Below are 22,508 nucleotides of genomic sequence, written 5' to 3'. Positions count from 1 at the left end.
GCCGGCACTTCCACATCAGGCCGGCGCAAGACGTAAAGGAGGGCTCGCATGAGCCAGGAAACACCAAAGAACACCTATGTCACGTTGCATAAGAACTTCGTGCGCACGGACATCGAGTACGCCGACAGGAGGACCGGCGAGGTTAAGACCTTCAACTCCGTGACCCTTCCGAAGGGCACGGTGATCGACGGGCGCGACGTCAGCTACTACCAGTTCAGCCCGTTGTTCGTGAACGAATCCCGATACCGCGGCGAGGATTACCGCGACATCCCCCTCCTCACGGAAAGGGAGGTCTGGCTCCGCAAGAGCATCCTCGACGAGGACGGCAAGCCCGTCGTTGGAGAGGACGGCATCGAGCTGAAGGAAGTCGTCAAGGTGATGCCCGCTCAGATCAGGGACGCGATCGAGCGCAACCGGAGCGAGTACCTGGAGAGCCTCTCTGCGCGCGCACGTTCAGCTCGCGACGGCAGCGAGCGCCTCGGCCGTGGCGCTGCCCAGCGCGCAAGCTCCCGCATGTCGCGCGAAGACATCCCGTTCTAAGGAGGAGGCGTGAGGACCAAGACAACCGAGAGGATCGTATCCTCCAAAATCATCAGAGTCGTCATGGGCATGGCCCTGGCGCTCAGCGTGTGCGTGTCGGCTCCGATGAGCGCGCTCGCGGCTGAAAGCGTCGACGTCACCATCGGAGACGACATCCCGTACGCGGGCTACTCCACGACCCGCATGTACGCCGACGGCGAGGTTGCCTACTGCGCCGACCCGGCTTCCGCCACGCCCGCGCCCGGCACCTACAGCAAGAGCGGCGTGAGCGACCCCGACCTCATCGCAACGATGTGGTTCAGCTACGGCGCTCCGGGATTCGATGCGTCCATGTTCCCCGACACCTGGTACGACGGCAGCGGCTGGAGCGCGGAGAAGTACATCGTCGCAAGCCACGTGCTCCTGTCCTATGCCTATCAGGGCTCCAAGGCCGATGCCGTCTTCGGCACCGGCGGCGACTTCGGGGACTGGGCCCGCGGCGAGCTTCTGGGCAGCACCTGGAAGTCCATCAAGGCAAACAAGGGAAAGGTTTCGACCGGCTTCGATGCGTTCTGCATCCACACGGGCCCCGGCACCCAGGTGCTCATGAGCTTCACATGGGACAAGGGTGGCCTGAAGGTGGCTAAGGAAGACTCCCAGGCAGGGGCCGAGCCCCAGGGCGACGCAACCCTCGACGGCGCCAAGTACGACATCGTCAACGAATCCGGCCAGTACGCCCTCGTCGACGGCAAGTACTACGCCAACGGCGAGGTCGTGAAGACCATCACCGGCCATTGGGACGGCGACGCGGGCGCATTCGTTGCCAAGACTTCCTCCGATGCCCTTCCTTGCGGCACCTACGCCGTGGTCGAGTCCCAGGCACCCGAGGGCTACCTCGTCTCCGACTGGTCCGCCAAGGCAGAGATCAAGTCCGATAAGCAGGTTGTGGACCTCACCGGCGATCCCTGCGACGACGACGTGATCCGCGGCGGCGTCCAGGTAACGAAGTCCGACGTCGAGCTCCAGGCCTCCGAGGCCCTGGGCGGCAACTCCCATGACGCCCTCGACACCGGCTCCACGCTCTCCGGCATCGAGTTCACCATCGCCAACGAATCCGAGCACAAGGTACTCGTGGGCGACAAGTGGTTCGAGCCCGGCGACGTCATCGAGACCATCGTTACCTCCTGGAACGCCGAGGCCGGCGCATACACCGCCCAGACCGCGGCCGACGAGCTGCCTTACGGCACCTACACCATCCAGGAGACCAAGACCAACGACTCCTACCTGCTCACCGACGGCGAGCCCAAGACCTTCCAGGTCCGCGAGAACGGCGCGATCGTCAAGGCGACCTCTGCTGGCGGCGAGCTCGAGTTCTACGACCAGGTGATCCGCAACGACCTTGAGGTCGTGAAGATGGCCGAGGACACCAACGCATCCCTGCAGGTGGCGTTCAAGTTGACCAACGTCTCCACCGGCGAGGCCCACGTCATCGTGACCGACCGCAACGGAAACGTCTCTACGGCCTCTTCCTGGAACAAGCACAGCAGCAACACCAACGGCAACGACCGCCTGCTCAAGGCTGAGAGCATCAAGGCTGCCGACATGGACTCCAAGGCTGGCGTATGGTTCTCCCTCGGCGAGGACGGCTCCGATGCCAACGTTGACGACGGGCTGGCGGCGCTTCCTTACGGCAAGTACAGGCTGGAAGAGCTCCGAAGCGACTCCAACGAGGGCTATGAGCTCGTGACCAAGACCTTCGTGGTCGAGCGCGACTCCACCGCGGCCAAGGCCGTGTGGATGAGCCTCGACGACAAGGAGGGCCCGAAAATCCAAACCGAGGAGACCGACAAGGCCGACGGCGACCACGTTGCCCAAGCCTCCGCTGAGACCACCCTGGTCGACACCGTCTGGTACGAGAACCTCAAGAACGACGGCACCGAGTACACCGTCACCGGCACCCTCGTGGTGAAGTCTACCGGCGAGGCACTGCTCGATGGCGACGGCAATGCGATCACCGCCACGAAGACCTTCCAGCCCAGGAAGAAGGCCGGCGAGGTGGAACTCGAATTCACCTTCGACTCCAGCCTGCTCGCGGGCGAGGACATCGTGGCCTTCGAGTCACTATTCTCCGAGGGCGTAGAGGTCGCTGCCCACGCCGACATCGCGGACGAGGGCCAGACCGTGCACTTCCTCGACATCCATACCACCGCGGCCGACAAGTCCGACGGCGACAAGCTGGTGACCGGAACCGAGATCGCCGTCGTCGACGAGGTGACCTACGAGGGCCTCGTTCCCGGCACCGAGTACGAGCTCCAGGCTGTCTTGATCGACTCTGAGACCGGCGAACCCGTCATGGTAAAGGACGGATTTGCTGAGAAGCAGGTTACTAGCACCGCCGCCTTCACCCCTGAGGAGGCCGACGGCACCCAGCTTGTCGAGCTCTCTTTTGACGGGACCTACCTTGGCGGCAAGAACCTCGTCGTGTACGAGAAGCTCTTCGCAGCCGATGTGCAGCTCGCATCCCATGAGGATCCCTCCGACGAGGGCCAGACCGTGACCGTCGTGGAGATCGGCACCACCCTCGTCGATGCAGGCGATGGCGACCACATCATCGCCTCCGGTAAGGTGAAGCTGACCGACACCATCGAGTACAAGGGCCTCGTCCTCGGCGACACCTACACCGCCCATGGCACCTTGATCGTGAAATCCACCGGCATGCCGCTTGAGGATGCCGACGGCAAGCCCGTGACCGCGACCGCCGAGTTCACCCCCAACAAGGCCAGCGGAACCGTGGATGTCACCTTCGAGTTCGATGCATCCAAGATCGAGGAGGGCGTCGAGCTGGTCGCCTTCGAGGAATGCCTCGACGTAAACGGCAACGTAATCGCAGTTCATCAGGACATCGACGACGAAGGCCAGACCGTCGTGGTCGACAACCCTGATACCCCTGAGGTCCCTGACGAGCCTGGGAAGAGCTACGACAAGACCGGTACCGAGGTCAAGCTGATCGCCATTGCCGCGATCGCCCTCATCGCGGCCGGCGCCGGATGCGGCGCCTACGCTATTCGCAAACGCAAGAAATACGATTCCGATTCCGAAAACGCAGACGAATTGTAGATAGACGGATTTCGGGATCGAGGAGGCGGCCTTTGAGGTCGCCTCCGTGTTTTTAGGAGGGGAAATGAAGAAACCGGATACGGGCGTGATCGTTGCTTCACTCTTATGCACGCTGCTCGTCGGTGGCGGAGCATTCCTGGGGTTGTCGCTGCTTGGCCAGACGGACATGGCCTCGAACCCGAAGCCCTCGCCAAGAGCAGCGCAGACGGCTGAAGCCGAGGCCGAAGACAGCTTTCCAGACGTTGATTGGGATTGGTGGAAGAAGGAGAACCCCGACGTCATCGGCTGGGTCACGGTACCGGGCACCGGCATCGACTTGCCAATATGCCAGGCACGGGATGAGGACCCGACCTTCTACCTTACCCACGACGCGTACGGCATCTGGAACATATACGGCTGCCCCTATCTGGATGCGGAATGCACCGAGAAGGGCTTCGACAGCCCGCTCGCCATGGTGTTCGGCCACCACATGGACGACGGAAGCATGTTCGCCGCAATGGCGAGCTACTCGGACAAGGCATTCGCGCAAGAGCACTGCGAGATCCTGCTCCAGACGCCAGAGGAGAAGAAACGGCTGCATGTTGCGGCTACGGACGTCGTGGACACCTACAACGAGTTTAAGAGGCTGGGCTTCGGCGATAGGAGGGACTTTCTTGCGTGGTGGGAGGAAACGCTCGAGGGCTCAGATATGGTGCTCGACCCAAATGTGACCGATCCCGAGAGTGTGCATGCCTTCGTCACCTGCAGCTACGGCCTCTGGAACGGCCATGAGCGCACCATCGTCTATGCAGTCGAATAAGAGGCTGAGTTTAGGAATAGGTACAGAGAGCCGCTGATAGACGCCAGTGGCGGCCATTGCGGCTTCTGGACCTGCTACAAGCGCGTCATTGTTACGTTATTGGGGTTCCTGAATGATGTACTTCTACTCTTGATCTTCATCCTTGCGTTTGGCATCCCAAGGGAATTGAACATTGATTTCGGGCATCTTGAACTCCGGTAGCTTAATTCCAGGAAGCTTGAAGAATCCTTCGTCGTCCTTGCTTTCAAACTCCCGTATCCTCTTCAAGGATTCGGAGCTATCGCAGGGTTCCAGTCGCGCCACTTGTCGCTCATGACTGGCGTTGACGTATTGCTTTATGCATTCCATTTGCTCAGCGTTGAGATCTCTTCCATCAAGCATATTCGACATGGCATGGTAGAAAGCCATTTCGTCCTTGGTGAAGTCTCTTCCCGTGTCCAATCGCTCAAACATCAGGGAGAAGAAATCATTCACAGCATATTGGAACGTCAGACTATGCTTAATCTGTTCACGCAGTTCGCTTCTTTGAAACAAATTCCACGCCTTGAGCGCTTCATATCGCTGGAAGAGACCGGATAATTCATCGTTTTGAGCTCGGACGGTTTCTTCGAGTTCTCCAGCCTTGGCCTGCAACTGCCTAACCTGCTTATGCAAAACATTGATTTCCGGCTGACGAGCAAGCATGCCAACTCCTAAACCAAAAATGCCTGCCAGCACGCCCACCATAGGTACGATTATCTTCTGAGGTATTTGCTGAGGGATGTTCATCAGTCCTCCAGGTAGTTGATTAGCTTAGAGACGTTTGCTGCCGCATTGCTCGAATCAAGCGAGTCCAACGACGAGTGAAGTTGCTCAGATATCAATTCGTGTCTCGCGATTTGCTCATCTGAGGAGTTGCATAACTCCTTGGTTTTTTCTCTGAGCTGATAGGTTCTCTTCATGCTCGATGCGAAAAGTCCAGCGTAGGCTTTGGCCAGTTGGGGAACCATCGCATTGTTGATATACGGTACGCCATTTTGCCTAGAGGCACCGACAGCCGCCTGCCCAAAGAATGCGACGCTGGTGCTCACCAGCTCTATCTGAGCCTTTCTTATGGGGTCATCTATTCGCCTGGCAAGGTAATACGCATTGTCGAGCACCGCGACCAATCCACCCGCTGCAATATCCTGAGCGCGCATCGTGAACATATGTGAATAAATGTCCTGCTGAAGCTTCTTGTCCCCGCAAGACTCGATTGAGAGTTCCTGCACCCAATCGATAATCTTGTTCCAAGGCTTTCCATCTTCGCGATCGATATCGAAATACGAGCTTCCTGGGACGGGAAGCCCCTGTTTCGACATGGTGTCGGCAATTAGATGCCGTGCAGCTTGAAGCACGCCCGCTAATCCCTGCTGCTCAAACATCAGCGCAAACGGATTGAACGGCATTAATCCTTTGCCGGTGGCTAGCACGTCATGCCCAAACAGAAGTCTGTGAAACATCACGTAAGCCTTCTCGCCGTTCCGCGCAACAAAACCTTCCCCGCTCTTAAACACATCCAGCGCATCACCCTGATGGAATAGCAGGGACCCAAGCATTTGCTGGATGATGTTATATTCCCCCTTTTTGCCAGATGCCGCATCGTGGACTGACGCCAACCACTTTTCAATATCTGCGTTGGTGGAAATGAAAACTCCAACCAAACCAATAGCAAGCGAATAGGCAATGTCACTGGCATCTAGATCAGAATCGAATTGAGTGTCGAAATCCGCCGCGTCAGCTGGCATGGCTGCGATAATTTGCCCCTCAACAGTCGACAACTCTGATTTGTACAAAGCAATCTCTTGACTCAATTCGGCACCTCTTAAAGAGCTTAAGCATAGGTAGAAATGTAATATCTGAAGTACTTGCTTATTGTAGTTCTGCAAAAATCAATCCGAAGATATTTCGGAGCAACGCCCTCTTCTTTTATTGGTGTGTTGCTCAAAGGAGAAATGACGATCACGGGGTTGATTTCGGTCGTTTGCGTTGATATTCCTCCATTTCGCCATGAGCTCTCGATGGATATCTCGCAGGCTTCGAGGCATCGCGCATATCGCCATCTCTGCTTCACCTTCGAATCCCGCTCCGTCGGACAGCAATGAAATCAACGCGGCGATGTCCTCTGATCGATGGATAGTCGTCTCCATTTCCATCGTCTCCGACGTCGTCATGATTAGTCTTCTTTCGCCATTGGACCGAACGGGAGAATCATCCTCGACTTATGAAACTGGAGCTACGCCCGATCTGTCACAAATGTAAAGGAAAATGTCGCATGTCCGTCCATCGGAACACGGCACATTCCCCAAAAAGCAAGTGCTATTGATTTTGGGGATTCGAACCGCACAGCCAATCGGCGGCGTCGATAATTCGTATGCCTTCGTACTGGTATTCGGGCTGATACGTTCGGGCAATCAGGATCTTCGGGTAGGCGTCCCTTACCGCTAGCAAGGGGGTCACCTCTCGTTCAAACGTTCGCTCCTCGGATATGCTGTTCGCAACCTGGATGTAGAGCCTCTCGCCCTGCTTGATGGCGACGAAGTCTATTTCCTTCTTGTACAGCACGCCGACATACACCTCGTAGCCGCGCCGCAGGAGCTCTATGGCGACGATGTTCTCCAGCACCCGGCCGTAGTCCATGTTCTTGGTGCCGAGGCGGGCGAACCTAAACGACTGGTCGACAAGGTAGTACTTGTCCTCCGACCTCAAGTACCTCTTTCCGCGGATATCATATCGGCGGATTCTGTAGAAAGCGAACGCCTTGCATAGCGCGTCTACGTACTTGCCGATCGTCTTGTGGTCGGCCTTCGTCCTGTTCGATTCGAGCGTGTCGGCAATCGACCGGATGGACGTGAGGTTCCCGACGTTATCCATGAGGTAGTCGATGAGCGCATGGAGTAGCTGCTCGTTCTTCAGCTTGTACTTGCTCACGATATCCCTCACCACCAGGGCGTTCAGGACTTCGGAGTCGATATAGCGCCTTCTTTGCTCCTCGGTCCTGTACATGTACGATCCCGCCATGCCCCCATCCGAGATGTAGCTGGTCAGGCTGTCGTAGATGTTCTGGGACGGGTAGTATGCGAGGTACTCCCCGAAGGAGAACGGGTAGACGGGAATCTCGTATGTCCTGCCCACGAACAGGGTTGCCAGGTCGCTGCTTTGCAGGAAGGCGTTCGAGCCGGTAACGAATATGCTGTACTTCTCCCTGGCATGCAGGCTGTTTATCGCCTTCTCGAAGGACCTGCACATCTGTACCTCGTCGATGAAAAGGTAGTTCTGCCGGCCGGACACGTAGCGCTCCTCCACATATGCCTCCATGGAGCGGTAATCTAGGATGTCCTCGAAGTCCGTGAGGTTGTAGTTGATACGTATGATGTTCGCATCGGGCTGTCGCTCGGAGATCTTCTGCGCCAGGGCCTCCAGAAGCTTTGACTTGCCCGACCTGCGAACGCCGGTGATGACTTTGATGTCCGGCGTATCGGCAAGCTCCAACATCTCCGAAAGGTACGCCGTTCGTTCAATAAGCTTCACAGGTATCCTCCTCAACAACGCATGTTATGTGTATTCCCCAAAATTGAATTATATTCCGTTTTGGGGATTTGTGTATTCTGCAACTGCATGCAATGACGAAAACAGTGTATGGATGGCCGCTGCAAACGCCTAGGGTCTTGGAGGCCCTTGCGGATCCCGATTGTGGGTGGTTCTACCGGGCGGACGCCGACGGTTCCAGGGCGATTACTGGGAGCCGAGGCAGGTGAGATCGAGGGCTTCCACTACGGGACTGAGCCATTGCGGTATGCAACGTGTCGTAGTTATCACCTCTACCACTGATATGGTAATAACCATTGTGTTTTTGGCACGGTTCGATCGCGGTGCCGACGGCCCCGCGACGCGGGAGACGACTCACATGAACCTGAACACGGCCTTGATGAGCCACCTGCAGAAGCCGCCAATGGCTCCGAAAATCACCCTAATCGCCTTCATGGTCCATCCAACCTTCCTCTTCGCCTTCAACCTCGATTTGCCGCAGGGGCTGCAGCTCCCTGGCCCATGCCAACGACTCCCAGTTGGAGCCGGCAAGGGCGGCGGCCGCCTCATCGTCCATGGTGGGGTCTGCCGCTTTCAGCGCCTCGATCACGCCCTGCAGTTTGCTCGCCAGGGACGGGCCGCCCCCATCGGAGAGCAGCAACGCGGATGCGCCGTCCAAGCGCATGACGTCCACCAGCCCTTCTCCCATCCGGACGAGCATGCGGTCCCCGTCGACAAGAACCTGCTCGACTTCTTTCAACTCGGCCTCCTCCGCAAGGAGGAAACGCCAGCCCATGGACCTTCGCCCTACGGGAACCACGCCGTCGCCCAGGTCTTCCTTGAACCTCGGGTCCGCATCGTAGAAGTGGGCTTGCAGCCACAATCCCTTCTCAAGGCGGTCGAACCGGACCTCGTAGTCCGCCAGCATGCAGCCGTCACCGAACGGCTGCACGGGCGTGTACGAGTCCGTGTCGAAGACGTCCAGCCGCCCGCTCCTGTACTTGATCTGAACCCTCATCGGTTACGTCCTTCCTGTTGCCTGTCCCTGCTGTTCCGCCTTGTCGCAGAGGAGCCCTGAGCCGCCCTATGAGGCTTGTTTCCGCTACGCTGCGACCCGTATTGCCAACGGTCGGATCCAGAGCTTTGATGTCTTCTTGCGGGCTCCTCATCTGGAACCAGTGAGTGTCTTGAGGCGTACTCCCTGGCCTCGGTGAGTTCCTGGATTCGCTCGGCGCATTTCGCCGCCGCCATGGCCTCAGACTCCCTTTCCATGCGCTTTTGAAGCGTCTCGATGCGCCTTCCGTAATCCCCGCTCGATCGGATCGAATATTGCGCGTTCGTCTCGACCGCCTTCGCCAGGCTGCCGAGCTCCGCAACGTCTTTGATCTCCACGGCGTCGGCGGCCATGGAGAGGATCGCCCTGGAGGATGCGGCATCCGGGTGGTAAGAGCCGATTCGCGCGAAGCGCTCCGTCAGCGCTATCTTGCCGAAAGTCATCCCGAGTCTCTCTCCTGACACCTTCCTAGATGGCTGGTCTGCCAAGGAGAAGATCCAGTCCTCCCTGCGCGCTTGGGGCGAATTCTCTGCGGCCTCGATCTCCATGAGCTCTAGGATTCGCATGAACTCGCCCTCGTTTCGGGACAGCACCTTGGCCACGGACACCCTGTTCCTGATGTCGCTGACCCACGAGTAGCCACCTGCGTCCAGGATTCCGCGCTCGGCTTTGTTGATATACGTGGCACACCGCGTTCGAGGTCGGGGAGGGGTTCTCGGATCGCTCCGCCCTGCCCTGCCCCTCGGCATCTCGTTGTCGAAGGCCGTCAGTCCCCTCGCCCCGGCGACTTCCTGCAGGCTGCGGTTCATATCAAGCGCGTTCGGGATGTGGAGTCTCCGACCGGTTTCGAGATTTGTGTTGTTGACCACGATGTGGGCGTGCGGGATCCCCTGCCTGTTGTCGTCGTGGTACACGACGGCCACCTGGTAGTCGGAGAAGTGCTTCCTCACCCATGCATGAGTCAGGCCGCGCAACCCCTCTAGGTCGATGCCGTCACCAGGGTCCGGGGAGATCACGTAGTGACGGAACGTGATGGCGCGCTGCCCCTTCCATGGCCTGTCGTTGCCGTAGTCGCGGCGTAATGCGTCCATCTCCAGAGCCCAGTCCACTTCGTCCTTAAGAACGGTATCCAGACCCTTGTCCTCGACCTCGTCCCAAGAAAGGTTGAAGAAGTCGCGCAGCAGCGCCCTTCCGCCCTTCTCCAAGTAGTCCTTGATTCGTCCGCATCCCGTGTGGCCGTTGATTGCCTTGAGCACCGCCATGGCTACCGCCAGAACCTCTCGGACTCATGGACCGCCTGAACCATTTCCTTGATTTCCTCTACGGAGCCCTGAACGAGCTCCAGCTCGCTTGCCGCCTTGGTTAGCTGCTCTTTCGCGACCTGCGGGTCGATGCCGCCCTTGTTCCTCACGAACATCGCGATGGTGTTCAGGGCCCTGACCGCCTGGTTGTAGTGGCGTCCCCAGCGGATGAGCTCGCGGTTGATGCGGCCCATGGTCTTCGCGTCGATGACGACGACGCGGCTTCCCGCGTCAATGGCGACGAGATCGTCGGGGTCGGCTATGGGCAGCCTGAGGAGGGCGCGGATGGCCTCGGAGTTCGCGAGCTCAAGCCTCTCCGCCCTTTGGTCCAAGAGCTGCCGGTCCTCCTCTGTCATGCGGCAGCTCACGGTGCGCGTGTACTCACCCATCGTTTTCTCCTTGCGTCTTGTAGGGGCCACGGGGGATCCCCCGTGAAGGAAGCGGCGACGGTGGAAGGCGTTTTGCCGCTTCCGATTGCCAGAGGTCGGGGAGGGTTTCCGGGATGGCGTCCCCATCCGGGGTGGAAGCGCCCTGCCCCGCCTCCGGAACGAGTTCATTGCGTTGTAATACGCAATGAGTTACTCGCTACGATTCGAATCTGACGGGTTCCACCGAGCCCCATGGGCTTCGGTGGACCCTCGCACCGCATCGCCGGCCTGGCGGGCCAGCTCTGCGATGCGGGATATAGCCTCGGAATCCGCCGCAGAGGGGTTCCGCGGAAGGCTCGCGACGAAGCGGCTGAGCGACTTCTCGGCGCTTGCGAGCCGCTTGTCGGCGGCGGGTTTCGAGGCCGTCATCGAGGCGACCAGCTCGGTAGTCGCCGCCTTCGATTTCGGCGACTCCGCCCACTTGTCGAACGCCGATCTCTGCGTCGCCTCGTCGGATGCGGCCAATGCGTCGACGGCCTTAGTCGAGAGTCCGCCGGAGTCTGCCGCATCGCGCCATTCGGGAATGAGGCCGGCAACCTTGTCCGCGAGCGCCTCCTCGCGCCTGATCGTCTTGCCGCTCACCTTGCGACCCGTCATCTCCTCGACGATGCGCGCCTTGACGTCCTCAGTGCGCATGCCGGCAAGGGATGGGTCCGTTGCGCGCATCTGCTCGACTTGGATGCCGAGGGCCTTGGTGGCGGCGGCGCGCTCGGTGACGGTCAGGGAGCGCGTGAAGAAGTTTGCGGTGTGAAGCAGCACCAAGGCCTGCTCGTCGGAAATGTCGGAGGCGATCCTGCAGGGAATCTTCGAATAGGAGGGGGCCTGTTGGGAGAGCAGCCTGAAGGCCGCCATCCTGCGATGCCCGGAGATCATCTGGAATCCCCCGCCCTTCAGTCTCCTGACTAGCGGGAGGTCTGTCAGGCCGTCGCGTCGGATGGACTCGGCGAGTCTTGCGATCCCCTCCTCGTCCATGGAGTACGCGACGTTGCCGGGGTGATCTTGGATATCGGAAAGGGGTATCTCCCTTACCGGAAACCTGCTTGCCGTCTGGGAGCCGGTGTCGAGCAGGCCGCTGATGCTGAAGCCTTTGGCCACGTCCGCCGCGCTCATGCCATCGCCTCCCAAAGCTCGTCGGCGAGGCACTCGTAGTCCCTGGCGGGCCTACTGCCGGGCTCGAACACGGAGACGGGCTTCCATTGCCAGCTGCCCTCGCAGACCTTCGAGGACGCATGGATGACGGTTGAGAGCTGCTGACCGGAGAAGAACCTGTCCAGCACCGCCTCGCCCGTCCTCTCGGCGTTCGTCATGCGCCCGGGCACGCATGTCCTGAGGATCCTGAACTCGGGGACGGGCACGCGCAGCGCGTCGGCGATCGCCTGGATGGCGTTCACGGTGAGCGCGGTTCCCCGCATGACGGTCGAGTCGAGCTTCACGGGGATGACGACCATACCGGACTCCGCTGCGGCTAGATAGGCGTTGAACGCAAGCCTCTTCATGGTGGGGCTGCAGTCGATGATCGCGACGTCGTAATCCCCCGTGCAATCGTCCAAGGCGAAGCGGAGCCTCTGCTCCCGCAGCATCAGCTCGTTCTGGTCGGTCAGCTCAATGATGGACGAGATGACGGACAGGTTCTCGATGTCGGACTCGTAAGCGACGTCCGCTACGGCAGCGTTCTCGTAGAGAAGCTGGATGGACGTCTTCCCGTCCTTGGCGGCCCGGTCGTAGAGGCCGAAGTAGTCTGTGGCGGATGCCTGGGGATCCAGGTCGATGAGCAGGACCCTCAGGCCGCGCGCCGCGTATATAGCAGCTAGGTTCACGGCCGTGGTCGTCTTGCCCACCCCGCCCTTGTAGTTGCTCACTGCAAGGGTTCGCATGGGAAAGCTCCTTCGCGTCTTGCGGTCCCGAGGTTGTGGAAGCGAGGGACCTCGTATTCGGTTGACTGGAAAGCAGACGTTTCTAACGCTGTTGCCTTTCCTGTATTACAGATTGTAGCACAACTGATACGGAATCGTATCAGTTATTGGGATAACTGTTAGAATCAAGGCATTTTGGCCGAAACGTGAAAACGCATAATGTTGCGAGAATATTGACTCGCACAATATTGCGAACTATCATAATCGCAAAATGATGCGAAAGAATTATTCACCTGAGATGGGAGGATATCCATGGTCGACGCGCTGGAGATAGGCTACGCCATAAAGGACAGGCGCGCTGAATTGGGGATGACCCAGGCTCAGCTGGCAGAGGCCGCGGGCGTGTCGAAGCGCTGCCTTTGGTCGCTGGAGCTGGGACAAAACCCCGGCGTGCAACTGGACAAGCTCACCGCCGTGCTCGGGGCCCTGGGGCTGGGGTTGGAGCTGACCGTCGGGAACCCCGCAGATGAGCCGCAAGCTGAGCAGTTGGGTATCGGAGAGCCTGCGGCTCGCGATGATGCCCCCGCAGGCGCTCTCTCCATCCTAACGGGAGGTGCGCGATGACGGCGGGCGCCCTCGATGTGCTCATCGCCGGCAAGCACGCGGGAACCCTTTCCCAGGACGGGGCCGGCTCGCTTTCCTTCGCCTACGAGAGAGGCTACCGCGGCGTTCCGCTGTCGTCGTCCATGCCGCTTTCCACCAGGCCCTACCGGGACAAGGTCGTGCTGCCCTACCTCTGGGGGCTTTTGCCGGAGGACCCGGCTGCGAGAAGGCACGTCGCTGCCGAAGCCGGTATCTCCCCCAACAACCCCTTCGCGCTCCTCGGCGTCATCGGCCTGGACTGCCCCGGCGCGGTGCAGTTCGCCCCCCAGGGTTCCGACGCCTGCCGAGATGAGCGCCTTGTCGCCATGAGCGACGCCGAAATCGCCCGGAGGCTGGCCACGGGCCGTCAGGATGGCGCCGGCTGGATCGCCAGCAACGAGCATTGGAGCCTCGGCGGCCAGCAGAGCAAGTTCGCCTTGCGGCGCATGGATGGCAGGTGGTACTCCTGCGAGGGCTCTGCGGCAACCACCCACATCCTGAAGAGCGGCGTGCGCGGACTGGCCCATCAGGCGCTCAACGAGTACGTCTGCATGCGGCTTGCGACAAGCCTAGACGTGCCTGCGGCAAGTGTCGAGTACCTGGAATTCGAGGGCGAGAGCGGCGTGGAGCCCGCCATCGTCATCGAGCGCTACGACCGTTTGGTCGAGGGAGACAACGTGACGAGGCTTCATCAGGAGGATCTCTGCCAGGCTCTGGGATGCCTTCCCGACAACAAGTACACCATGTACGGTGGGCCGAACTGCGCCGAACTGCTGGGGCTTCTCACCTCGACCGGGTCCACTGCCCAGGCAAACGCCGCGGGCTTCCTGCAGATGCTCTTCCTCAACTACCTGCTCGCGGCGACGGACGCGCACGCCAAGAACTACTCCATCATGCTTGCCGCCGACGGGTCGCACAGGCTGGCGCCCATGTACGACGTGGCATCCATCGCCCCCTACGTCGAGGGGGCGAAGTTGAAGGCCAAGCCGCCCAAGCTCGCCATGTCCATCGGCGGCGAGAACCGCGCAGGCCATGTTTCGGCAAACGACCTCGCCAAGCTGGTCGAGCAGTGCAGCCTCGAACGATTCGGCATAACCGCCGAGGGCTGCCGCGACTTGCTGGCACTCTACGCCAAAGAGATCCCCGGCAAGCTGGCCCAGGAGTTCGACACTTTGGAAAAAACGGGGTCGGCCGACGCCGCCAGGGAGCTCAGGGGGGCGCATGGAGAAGCCGATCACGCAGCTGTGCGCAAGGTCGCTGAAAGGACTGGGGGGCTAAGCCCCGGGCCGCTCGCGGCCAACTAGCGAATCATGGGGAACGGCCAGTAAGCGCGGCAAGAGCCCCTCGGGATGACCCCGAGGGGCTCCCGGCCCTCCAGCGGGGGCCGGGATGGAGGTCGGTTACTCGACCCCACAGCTGAAGGCGTTGATGTGGTGCCTCAGGAGCGCCCTGTCGGTGCTCACGACCAGCATGTCGATGATGTCGAAGCGGACCTGGATTTCGCCGTCGGGCGTGTTGCCCGCGAGCCAGGCCGCTGCCGCGATCTCAAGGTCGCTGCGCTTGACTTTGCCGCCCTCGAAGCCGCCCTCGCCGTACTCGGTTGCGGTGACATCGATGAAGACCAGGGTGTCCTCGTCGCTGGCGATCAGGTCGATCTGGGTTCCCTCGGGGGAAGTCCAACCGGCCTCGAGAAGCTCGAAGCCCTTGCGCTCGATGAAGCGGGCGGCTGCCTTGACTGCCTTCTCCTGAAGTTCGAAATTGCCCATGATGACCTCCGTTTGTTCGCGGCCGGCCCCTTTGGCCTGCCTTGTGATCCGGAAGCCGCTCAGGTTCTGGCCGAGGGCAAGGAATCAAGCGAAAACCCGGCAGGGCCCGAGTTTTGCGCAGCAAAAGTTTTTCGCGCCTTGCCTGATGCGCCAGGTTCTGAGCGAGCGTGGCGGAGCCAAGGAAGGCGAAGGAGGACCGGCCGGTAGGAGGGGGTCTGTGCAACTATTCAGGATTGGCTGGCTGGTTGGATGATGAGCCTTGAGCGCAATGATGAGATTCTGTGCTGGCGGACTTCAAAGGGATTCGGCTTGGTTGCCGTGAAGAGATGCGGAGTTCATCGTCATTGCCGATGTTGGCGATGTCGCGATGGACGGCAAGGTTGTTCACAGTGAGGTTGCAGCATCTGCATGGCTCGCCCTCCATCCGGACGAGGACGACATCGTTCGCACTACCCCGTCGGCATATTGGCTGTGAGCAGCAAGGTTCGAGGCACGCTCCGCCTTCAGTTGCGGGGTTGCGTAGCGCCATCACAGGTCGCGTGGAGATAGGAGAGGGTTACTACGATACTCAGAGCTCTTCTACGCCCTACCCCGTTTTCCATGATCCGCGAGGCTGCTGCAACCTTAGGACTGCTGCGTCAAATGCGCAGCGAGGTCTTTCGCAAAGCGCTCCGCAGGATAGCCGTAGCCGTCGTGCGCCACACAGCGCGATATGAAGCGATGGTTGAGAAACCCCATCTGACGCCACTGGCGCTTCTCGCTCATGTCGATCTCGTCAGCCCAGAGCGTATGGGCAAGCGTCAGCATGTTGCCAACCGCGCGTCGCCCATGCGTCTTGGTGAACGCGATCTCGCCGGCAAGCGAAAAGAATTTCTCGGAGCTGCACCCGCAACAGCCGACAGCGTCCTCGATCAACAGATGCGCTACCTCATCGATGTGTTTCCAATCGGAAGCCGACATCCTGGTGACGGCGCATGCGCTCGTGGCCGCGTTCGACATGATGAGCAGCTTGCGAGAGCCAAGGTCTACGCGCGTCATATCCTAGCACAAGAACGGGTCACCACCTTCGCCCGGCGCCGGCGGCGGCCGCAAGCCGCATATCTTCCTGACCTCGTCAGTCAAACCGATTTCCATCAATGACCACCTCGGGGTTCCCTCGCAGCAGCAACTACAGGCTTTCGTAGTAGTTACGGATCTTCCGGGCCATCAGGACGCGCCTCTGAGCCAGGAAATTCTCGTAATCATCGGCGCCCATCTCGAAGATGCCCTCGGGGATGCAGTTGGCCTCAAGGCTCGAGAGCAAAGTACCCTCATCGGCGATGTCCCCGAAATAGCCTGCTCCCGACTTGATGGCGTCGCGAGCCTGGCTGAAGTACTCGCCGGGGCGTTTTTCGCCGATCGCGATGTTGATGCGCTTCTCCAGGTAGGTGTAGTTGGCAACCTGGTTGTAAAGGCGCTGCGGCGCGTCGATGGTCTTCCTGAGGTAAGCCTTCGGGAAGATGTGGTGGATGTCGCCCACGTTGGCGATGACGTCGGCGACCTTGAAGCCGTTGGTGAAGAGCGTGTTGTCGGCCGCGCGGACCTGCGAGGCTACGTAGGTCATCCAGGCGCCTGAGCGCACGGAGGTGGTGGCGAGGTCCTGCGGCAGCGTCACGTCCCAGAAGGTGTCCGCAAGCCTGGAGGCGGCGATCTCCTCGTAGAACGGGATGAAGCCCTGGTCGGCGATGCGGCGCATGTCTCGATCCATGATGGATTCGGACGATCCGGAATAGCGCCCGGTGAGCACCGACATAACGTACCACCGCTGGACCCATCGCTTCACGTCGGTCGAGGGGATGCTCTTGTCCTCGCGGAGGGTCAGGTAAAGGTTGTATGCGAAGTTCACGGCGCCTTTCGATCCAATGATCTGCGAGGAGGAGAAGCCTGCAGAGCGCAGGGCCGCCGTGAAGTCCTGGAAGTTGCCCTTGCTCATGAACTTTACCACGCCGTCGTGGAGCTTCCCGAACGACTCGTCGGCAATCTCCGCCTTGAAGTCGCGGGCCTCGAAGTCGCGTCCGGAGAGCAAAGAAACCAAATCAGCAAGCTTCCCGCGGCCGAACATGTGCATGAAGGAGACGCGGAGCACGTCGTTGTAGTCGGGGTCATAGATGTCGTCTTTGTCGTCCTTGAGCCACTCGGACTTGGTCGAGTACTCGGATGCCACGAACTCCGGGTCCTGCTGGCTGATCGTGGCCCAGAACTCCGGCTTCACGGCGAGGTGGCAGTAGTAGTCGATGGCCTTGCGCAGCATGTTGCCGCCGTGTGCCTCGTCTGCAGCGATCTTCGACATGGCGAAGTCCGCTTGGGAAAGCACGGCGCCCTTCGAGTTGATGCGGATGAAGATGTCGGTGACCTCGTCGATGCTGCACTCGGCCGCCACCACGATGCAACCCAGCTGGCGCGTAGCGATGGCCTTGAGGTCGGTTATGCGCGCGTTGACGACCCTGGGGTCGCACCCGGGGTTCGCCTCGATGTAGCCGTTGACGAACGACCACGAGTCGAAGTCGGGCGCGAAGAATTCTGCGACATCGGAAATCCAGCGACTGTCCTTGTCGATGACGGGCGTGAGCACGGCGAAGGGCGTGTCCTCACCCTCGTAGAGCGGGTTGAACGCGATCTTCACCCGCTTCGATTCGTAGTCGTCGTTGAGCACAGGCTTGCCCGCAAGCGCAGCTGTGAGCGCGGTGACGCGCTGCTGGCCGTCGATGAGGACTGTCTTGCCCTCGGCGACCCCGCCGCCCTTGATCTTGACGTCGGGGTTCTTCCACGTGATGAGGTAGCCCGTCGGGTAGCCGTGGTAGAGGGAGTCCACAAGGTCGCGTACCTTGGTGCTATCCCAGACGAAGGGGCGCTGAATCTCGGGGATGGCGATGTCGCCGGACTCGATGAGCCCAAGGATACTTTGTACCGAATAGGTAGTTACGCTGTAGCAGTCTTTCATACAAATCCTAATATCGTGGTCAATGGGCAATGCGCTGCTGTCATTTCTGCTTTATGCAGCGATGTCTCGCGTGTAGAAGTAATTGAATATCTCCTCTATGCAGCCTGGCAGATCATCGTCCGGATAACTCTCCTCGGGCAGTTGGTAGACGGCATCCCTGATGATGACTTTAACCTGGCCAACAGTTTCTTCCTTTTCGGTCCAATGGACCATTTGGCCTAGCCGTTCATCGATCGTTGCAACCAGGTCAATCGCCACGGTTTTCACCTTTTTGATCTCCGCAGGCGTCAAGGTCTCCTTGAAAAGCATCTCGAACACCGTCATCTGTTGCTGGCTTTGGAAGCCCTCACGAATCCATTCTTTCTGCTTTTCATCAAGCTCCCTGGAGAGCCGCATCAGCTCGTTGAAAGTCTTCTCGATGGTCGCCTTGTCTTGTTCTGAGTTGTATTCCTCGATGATTCGCTCGTACCGCTCAAAGAAGTCCACGCGACGAGGATTGTCCTTGAGCGCAATCGCCAAGCGCTCCTCGATGACGGCTCGCAAATCATCGACAAGCAGATGCTTGTGCTTCTTATTAGCGAACTCCTGCGAAAGGCGGTCGAAATCGATGCCGCTTATATCGAAGCGCGTCCCCTCCTTCGCTTCGTCGGAGGCGCTTTTGACCGTGATGTGGTCGTCGACGATGCCCTGAAGCTTTACCAGCAATTCCGTGGTGTCGGCATGAGCACGTTGCTTGTTCAGGTGGTTGTACACCGCCCTTATCGCATCGCGCAGGGCCGCCAAATCGCTGCCGACTTCTCGCACGGTGACAAACTTATACATACGGAACAGCTCGCGGCACATGATGTTGAATCGCTTCTTCGTCTCGTCGGTGCCGCAAACGACTTCTGCGGCGTTTTCAATTTCTGCAAGCCTTTCAAATCCGTCCGCCACGAGCAGAGACTCCATATCGTAGCCGCATTCGGACACGTAAGAAACGATGCTGGCTGTTAGCTCGGCGATCCGCCTGATCAGCTCTTCCTTGTCGATGACCGGGTCGTCTGCTTTGCCACCGGGGTCGTTGACGATATAGTCCGCAAGCGCCTTGCGAAGCGCTTTGACGATGCCGATGTAATCGACGATGAGCCCGTTACTCTTGCCCTTGCTAACGCGGTTTGCACGTGCGATAGCCTGCATCAGGCCGTGAGCCTTCAGCGGCTTGTCGAAATACATGGCTGAAAGCGATTTCACGTCGAAGCCCGTGAGCCACATTGCGCAGACGAACACGATGCGGAACGGGTTGTCCGCATCCTTGAAGTCTTTCTCCAGGTTGCGTTCCAGCATCTTTTTGCGATGCGGCGTGATGTCCAATCCCCATTTGCGGAAACGGTCTATCTCGTTTTGCTCTTGGCTCACGACGACGGCCATCTCGGTGGACTCCATCCAGTTGATCTTGCGCGCCAGCTCCAGCTGCTCCTGCTGTCCAAGGCTTTTAAGCTTGGCCTTCTCTGCGGCAATGGCCTCCTGCCAATACTCCTGAACGTAGTTGAACATCATCACGCAGGTGACTTTGTTTACGCAGATGAACATGGCCTTTCCCGATTCCCATATGCCCGAATAATGGTTCACGAAATCACGGGCGATGGCGCGGAGGCGTTTCTCGGACATGATGACATGGATGCCGCGGCCCAGCTGCTTCTCTATCTTTTCCGCATGGTTCTCGTCGAGGTCCTCTTCCTCCACCGCATCAAGCAGCTCGTTGTTAATTTCGGGGTTTTCAATGTCGAGCTGGTCCGATCGGTTCTCGTAGAACAGGGGCACGGTTGCGCCGTCTTCTACCGCCCGGTTGAAATCGTAGACGGAAACGTACCCGCCGAATGTGCGCTTCGTCAGGTTGTCGTAATCCAGGATGGGCGTTCCGGTGAAGCCGAGCCTGGAGGCTGTGGGCAAGAGCCGCATCATGTTTTCGGCGAATACGCCGTTGTTCGAGCGATGCGCCTCGTCGGAGAACACGACGATGTCGTGATCGGGACAAATCGGGGTCTCATCAGGCTGGTTGAACTTCTGGATCAGCGAGAAGATGTAGCTCGGATTTCCCCGCAGCTTCTCGGCAAGGTCTTTGCCGCTTGACGCGACAAAACGCGATGCAGGCACGCCCGCAAGGCAGCCGCAGCTCTCATAGGTCTCGCTAATCTGCTTGTTGAGCTCATCGCGGTCGGTCAGTATCAGGAAGGTCGGAGAGCCCGGCTGTGTTCTCTTGATTTTCTCCGACAGAAACACCATCGAATAGCTTTTCCCTGAGCCCTGCGTATGCCAGAACACGCCGAGCTTTCCATCGTTTAGCTTTCGCTCGGAATAGGCGTGCACCGCCTCGTTGACGCCGAGGAACTGATGGTTGCGGGCGAGGATCTTCGCCGCGGGAGAATTCATGTGGTCGAACAGGATGAAGTTGCGGAACAGGTCAAGCAGAGTCCGTTTGTCGCATATGCCGCGGAGCGTCGTCTCCAGGGCGATGCTGCCCTCGTCAGCCTCCTGCAGACGTTTCCATTCATGGAAAAACTCGAAGGGGCTGCCGAGAGTGCCCACTTTCGACTCAAGCCCGTTCGACAGCATAACGATGGCGTTGTAGTAGAAGATCTGGGGAATGGTGTCTTGGTAGTCGGTGTAGTTATCCTCGTAGGCGCGGATGACGTCCTTATCATGCCGCTTGAACTCGACGAACAGCAAAGGAACGCCGTTGACGAATCCAACCAAATCGGCGCGCCGCCGATGCAAGGGGCCATGGATCCACAGCTCTTCGGCGGCCACGAAACGATTCATTGCCGGATGCTCGTAATCGAAAACCTGAGCATGCTCGGTGCGGGTCGACCCGTCAGCCTGCTTTCGCATAACCGGTATGCCGTCCCTGAGCATCTTGTACTTTGCCTCATTAGTCTGCAACAAGGAGTCGCCGACGAACACATCCTCAAGCGTTTTGACAGCTTGCTTACACTCGTCTTCGGACAGATGCTCGTTCAATTCGACCAAAGCGTACTCGAGGTCGCGCTTAAGGAGAACATCGCGATAGCTTTCGCGGCCAAGGGTTCCCTCTTTGCCTAAAACCTCATCGTCGAAGCAATAGTAGACGCTCCAGCCCATACGACCCAGCAGCTCACCTGCGGGCTTTTGAACGGCTTCCTCTTCGGAGTAACGGCTACTCATCGCATTCCCCCGCCTTTCTCCATCGCGTCAGATGATCGGTATTTCGAGTCAAACGGAATTGCATCGTTGACCTCGCAGGGATTCCGAAGGGCTATCTCATAGAGCGCTATGCGTGAAAGCATGTAAAGCTCCTCGTCGCTGTCCGTTTCGTAATCGAATGCGACGTATTTCCCCAGAACCTCATCCATCTCGTAAAGTTTGAGCCGTCCCCAGCTTGAGTCGCTGGGCCCGCTTGTACCATCGAGATAGTGAATCTTCTCCAAGTTGTAGCCGAAAGGCTTGAGCTCATCGGCATGACAATGCAAGTAAAGCAAGTGCTCGAACAGGATCCAATCCGTATCGTCGTAATCGATGCCCGCATGATCGATCCCCTCCCTCGACATGTCACGCAACACGTTGAGTTGAAGGCTTAACGCAAAACGCCATGCGTTCGCGTATCGGCGCGAAGCGGCAACGTTCGCCTTGTTAGATGGAACGAACTGCAGAGCTTTCTTTGCAAAGTCGTAAACGTAGTCGTTGTTTGACCCAAATCGCTCTTCCTCGATGCCTTTTAACCGATCGATAAAATCGGCCTCATTTTCATCATCGCCTCTGTCGGGAATTGGGGTGCCGCGGAGCTCCTCGATCTTACGTTCCTGGTATCGTTCCAGCTCATTTCCTATCTTGTTGAGAAGGCTGTAGCGATATTTGATATGGGCGAATACCTGGGACATTTGTATGCAAACGTCTTCACCCCAACTATTTGACTTGTTCACGAAGGCGTGCGCATGAATGTCACAATTGCCCCACGCTTCAGGCATGGGTATTGAAAAGGTGTGCGTCCAGGCCAAATACGGGCAGGACACCATATCCGCGCCCTGGTATCTTCTATGGCGATCCGTTTCTGCGGGATGAACCCCGCAGAGTGAACGGAGAAACTCAAAGTACTGTTTGTCAGTGCCTTTGCCATCGGTGCCAACCATATTGAAGGCAGCCGTCCTAGAATTTTCCTCACTTAAATCGACGCCCAGTATATCGGCGAGCATCTGCACGCAATCGAGAACCACAGCGGCATTGTTGATGAAGTTGATGAAATCAAAAGCACTCCGGTATTTCATGCTACCTAGTTTTTGATCATTAAGGTAGGCAACTCCATCCCTGATTCGATGAACACAGGTACAGATACAATCCCAGGCAGGGACGCCGCGGTATTTCTTCCCCTCGAAAGCTTTCTCGACAAACGAGATTTGTTCAGATATATGCTCATGCTTGCCAAGGGATTCGTTGAATTCCTCAACAAGATCAGGGTCAAGGTGTAACTGAAATGTCTTCTCGCGATCCATA

The 22,508-nt window shown here is 58.7% G+C and carries 18 protein-coding genes; 5 read left to right on the top strand and 13 right to left on the bottom strand.

Annotated elements, in window-relative coordinates; genetic code table 11:
- Positions 1-48: 48 nt before the first annotated feature.
- From C1719_RS05220 to C1719_RS05210, 3 genes are all read left to right on the top strand, one after another.
- On the top strand, positions 49-540 hold the full coding sequence (locus C1719_RS05220; protein ID WP_102374156.1) for a DNA gyrase: 492 nt from the start codon (positions 49-51) through the stop codon (positions 538-540).
- Between the two features lie 9 nt (positions 541-549).
- On the top strand, positions 550-3,636 hold the full coding sequence (locus tag C1719_RS05215; protein ID WP_102374155.1) for a VaFE repeat-containing surface-anchored protein: 3,087 nt from the start codon (positions 550-552) through the stop codon (positions 3,634-3,636).
- 64 nt (positions 3,637-3,700) lie between these two features.
- A complete protein-coding gene (locus C1719_RS05210) occupies positions 3,701-4,435 on the top strand; it encodes a class B sortase (RefSeq protein WP_102374154.1) in 735 nt (244 codons plus the stop codon).
- A gap of 123 nt (positions 4,436-4,558) precedes the next feature.
- On the opposite strand, the gene C1719_RS05205 is transcribed toward C1719_RS05210, so the two are convergent.
- The 8 genes from C1719_RS05205 to C1719_RS05165 all read right to left on the bottom strand — a co-directional run bounded on the left by C1719_RS05205 (position 4,559) and on the right by C1719_RS05165 (position 12,638).
- The gene (locus C1719_RS05205; RefSeq protein WP_102374153.1) at positions 4,559-5,203 is read right to left on the bottom strand and encodes a hypothetical protein; all 645 of its coding nucleotides are present in this window, start codon (positions 5,201-5,203) and stop codon (positions 4,559-4,561) included.
- Positions 5,203-6,267 carry a hypothetical protein gene (locus tag C1719_RS05200; protein ID WP_146007842.1) on the bottom strand — a complete coding sequence of 355 codons (1,065 nt, stop codon included), beginning with the start codon at positions 6,265-6,267 and terminating at the stop codon, positions 5,203-5,205. Before C1719_RS05200 ends, C1719_RS05205 begins: the two co-directional genes overlap by 1 nt.
- A gap of 505 nt (positions 6,268-6,772) precedes the next feature.
- Positions 6,773-7,984, bottom strand: coding sequence for an ATP-binding protein (locus C1719_RS05190; protein WP_245874374.1), 1,212 nt, complete (start codon positions 7,982-7,984; stop codon positions 6,773-6,775).
- Positions 7,985-8,423: 439 nt separating this feature from the next.
- Positions 8,424-8,999, bottom strand: a complete 576-nt coding sequence (locus C1719_RS05185) for a hypothetical protein (protein WP_102374150.1) — start codon at positions 8,997-8,999, stop codon at positions 8,424-8,426.
- Positions 8,996-10,297: a relaxase/mobilization nuclease domain-containing protein gene (locus C1719_RS05180; RefSeq protein WP_102374149.1), complete on the bottom strand. Its 1,302-nt coding sequence runs from the start codon at positions 10,295-10,297 to the stop codon at positions 8,996-8,998. Before C1719_RS05180 ends, C1719_RS05185 begins: the two co-directional genes overlap by 4 nt.
- Before the next feature lie 2 nt (positions 10,298-10,299).
- Positions 10,300-10,725 (bottom strand): ribbon-helix-helix domain-containing protein, encoded by a 426-nt coding sequence (locus C1719_RS05175; protein WP_102374148.1) that lies wholly within the window; start codon positions 10,723-10,725, stop codon positions 10,300-10,302.
- Positions 10,726-10,914: 189 nt separating this feature from the next.
- Positions 10,915-11,874, bottom strand: a complete 960-nt coding sequence (locus tag C1719_RS05170; protein WP_102374147.1) for a ParB/RepB/Spo0J family partition protein — start codon at positions 11,872-11,874, stop codon at positions 10,915-10,917.
- Complete coding sequence (locus C1719_RS05165; protein WP_102374146.1) at positions 11,871-12,638, bottom strand: ParA family protein; 768 nt, start codon at positions 12,636-12,638, stop codon at positions 11,871-11,873. Before C1719_RS05165 ends, C1719_RS05170 begins: the two co-directional genes overlap by 4 nt.
- A 291-nt stretch (positions 12,639-12,929) precedes the next feature.
- Here C1719_RS05165 and C1719_RS05160 point away from each other — a divergent pair, with 291 nt between their 5' ends.
- On the top strand, positions 12,930-13,241 hold the full coding sequence (locus C1719_RS05160; RefSeq protein WP_102374145.1) for a helix-turn-helix domain-containing protein: 312 nt from the start codon (positions 12,930-12,932) through the stop codon (positions 13,239-13,241).
- On the top strand, positions 13,238-14,563 hold the full coding sequence (locus C1719_RS05155) for a HipA domain-containing protein (RefSeq protein WP_102374144.1): 1,326 nt from the start codon (positions 13,238-13,240) through the stop codon (positions 14,561-14,563). Before C1719_RS05160 ends, C1719_RS05155 begins: the two co-directional genes overlap by 4 nt.
- A gap of 96 nt (positions 14,564-14,659) precedes the next feature.
- Here C1719_RS05155 and C1719_RS05150 read toward each other — a convergent pair whose 3' ends face one another.
- The 5 genes from C1719_RS05150 to C1719_RS05130 all read right to left on the bottom strand — a co-directional run bounded on the left by C1719_RS05150 (position 14,660) and on the right by C1719_RS05130 (position 22,507).
- A complete protein-coding gene (locus C1719_RS05150; RefSeq protein WP_102374143.1) occupies positions 14,660-15,025 on the bottom strand; it encodes a YraN family protein in 366 nt (121 codons plus the stop codon).
- Between the two features lie 624 nt (positions 15,026-15,649).
- Positions 15,650-16,063, bottom strand: a complete 414-nt coding sequence (locus C1719_RS05145; RefSeq protein ID WP_102374142.1) for a DUF6933 domain-containing protein — start codon at positions 16,061-16,063, stop codon at positions 15,650-15,652.
- Between the two features lie 130 nt (positions 16,064-16,193).
- Positions 16,194-18,005, bottom strand: a complete 1,812-nt coding sequence (locus C1719_RS05140; RefSeq protein ID WP_102374141.1) for a GmrSD restriction endonuclease domain-containing protein — start codon at positions 18,003-18,005, stop codon at positions 16,194-16,196.
- Between the two features lie 51 nt (positions 18,006-18,056).
- On the bottom strand, positions 18,057-21,185 hold the full coding sequence (locus tag C1719_RS05135) for a type I restriction endonuclease subunit R (protein ID WP_102374140.1): 3,129 nt from the start codon (positions 21,183-21,185) through the stop codon (positions 18,057-18,059).
- Complete coding sequence (locus C1719_RS05130) at positions 21,182-22,507, bottom strand: hypothetical protein (RefSeq protein ID WP_146007841.1); 1,326 nt, start codon at positions 22,505-22,507, stop codon at positions 21,182-21,184. The genes C1719_RS05135 and C1719_RS05130 overlap by 4 nt, the downstream gene beginning before the upstream one ends.
- Position 22,508 lies beyond the last annotated feature (1 nt).

The sequence above is a fragment of the Raoultibacter massiliensis genome, from assembly GCF_900199545.1.
Lineage (GTDB): Bacteria > Actinomycetota > Coriobacteriia > Coriobacteriales > Eggerthellaceae > Raoultibacter > Raoultibacter massiliensis.
The sequence above is the reverse complement of the archived record's forward strand: the minus strand, read 5'-3'. Positions and strand labels throughout refer to the sequence as shown.

Excerpts from the sequence above, each read along its gene's own strand:
- C1719_RS05220 (WP_102374156.1), top strand. The coding sequence starts at position 49 with ATGAGCCAGGAAACACCAAAGAACACCTATGTCACGTTGCATAAGAAC.
- C1719_RS05210 (WP_102374154.1), top strand. The coding sequence starts at position 3,701 with ATGAAGAAACCGGATACGGGCGTGATCGTTGCTTCACTCTTATGCACG.
- C1719_RS05205 (WP_102374153.1), bottom strand. The coding sequence starts at position 5,203 with ATGAACATCCCTCAGCAAATACCTCAGAAGATAATCGTACCTATGGTG.
- C1719_RS05185 (WP_102374150.1), bottom strand. The coding sequence starts at position 8,999 with ATGAGGGTTCAGATCAAGTACAGGAGCGGGCGGCTGGACGTCTTCGAC.
- C1719_RS05180 (WP_102374149.1), bottom strand. The coding sequence starts at position 10,297 with ATGGCGGTGCTCAAGGCAATCAACGGCCACACGGGATGCGGACGAATC.
- C1719_RS05175 (WP_102374148.1), bottom strand. The coding sequence starts at position 10,725 with ATGGGTGAGTACACGCGCACCGTGAGCTGCCGCATGACAGAGGAGGAC.
- C1719_RS05170 (WP_102374147.1), bottom strand. The coding sequence starts at position 11,874 with ATGAGCGCGGCGGACGTGGCCAAAGGCTTCAGCATCAGCGGCCTGCTC.
- C1719_RS05165 (WP_102374146.1), bottom strand. The coding sequence starts at position 12,638 with ATGCGAACCCTTGCAGTGAGCAACTACAAGGGCGGGGTGGGCAAGACG.
- C1719_RS05160 (WP_102374145.1), top strand. The coding sequence starts at position 12,930 with ATGGTCGACGCGCTGGAGATAGGCTACGCCATAAAGGACAGGCGCGCT.
- C1719_RS05155 (WP_102374144.1), top strand. The coding sequence starts at position 13,238 with ATGACGGCGGGCGCCCTCGATGTGCTCATCGCCGGCAAGCACGCGGGA.
- C1719_RS05150 (WP_102374143.1), bottom strand. The coding sequence starts at position 15,025 with ATGGGCAATTTCGAACTTCAGGAGAAGGCAGTCAAGGCAGCCGCCCGC.
- C1719_RS05145 (WP_102374142.1), bottom strand. The coding sequence starts at position 16,063 with ATGACGCGCGTAGACCTTGGCTCTCGCAAGCTGCTCATCATGTCGAAC.
- C1719_RS05140 (WP_102374141.1), bottom strand. The coding sequence starts at position 18,005 with ATGAAAGACTGCTACAGCGTAACTACCTATTCGGTACAAAGTATCCTT.
- C1719_RS05135 (WP_102374140.1), bottom strand. The coding sequence starts at position 21,185 with ATGAGTAGCCGTTACTCCGAAGAGGAAGCCGTTCAAAAGCCCGCAGGT.
- C1719_RS05130 (WP_146007841.1), bottom strand. The coding sequence starts at position 22,507 with ATGGATCGCGAGAAGACATTTCAGTTACACCTTGACCCTGATCTTGTT.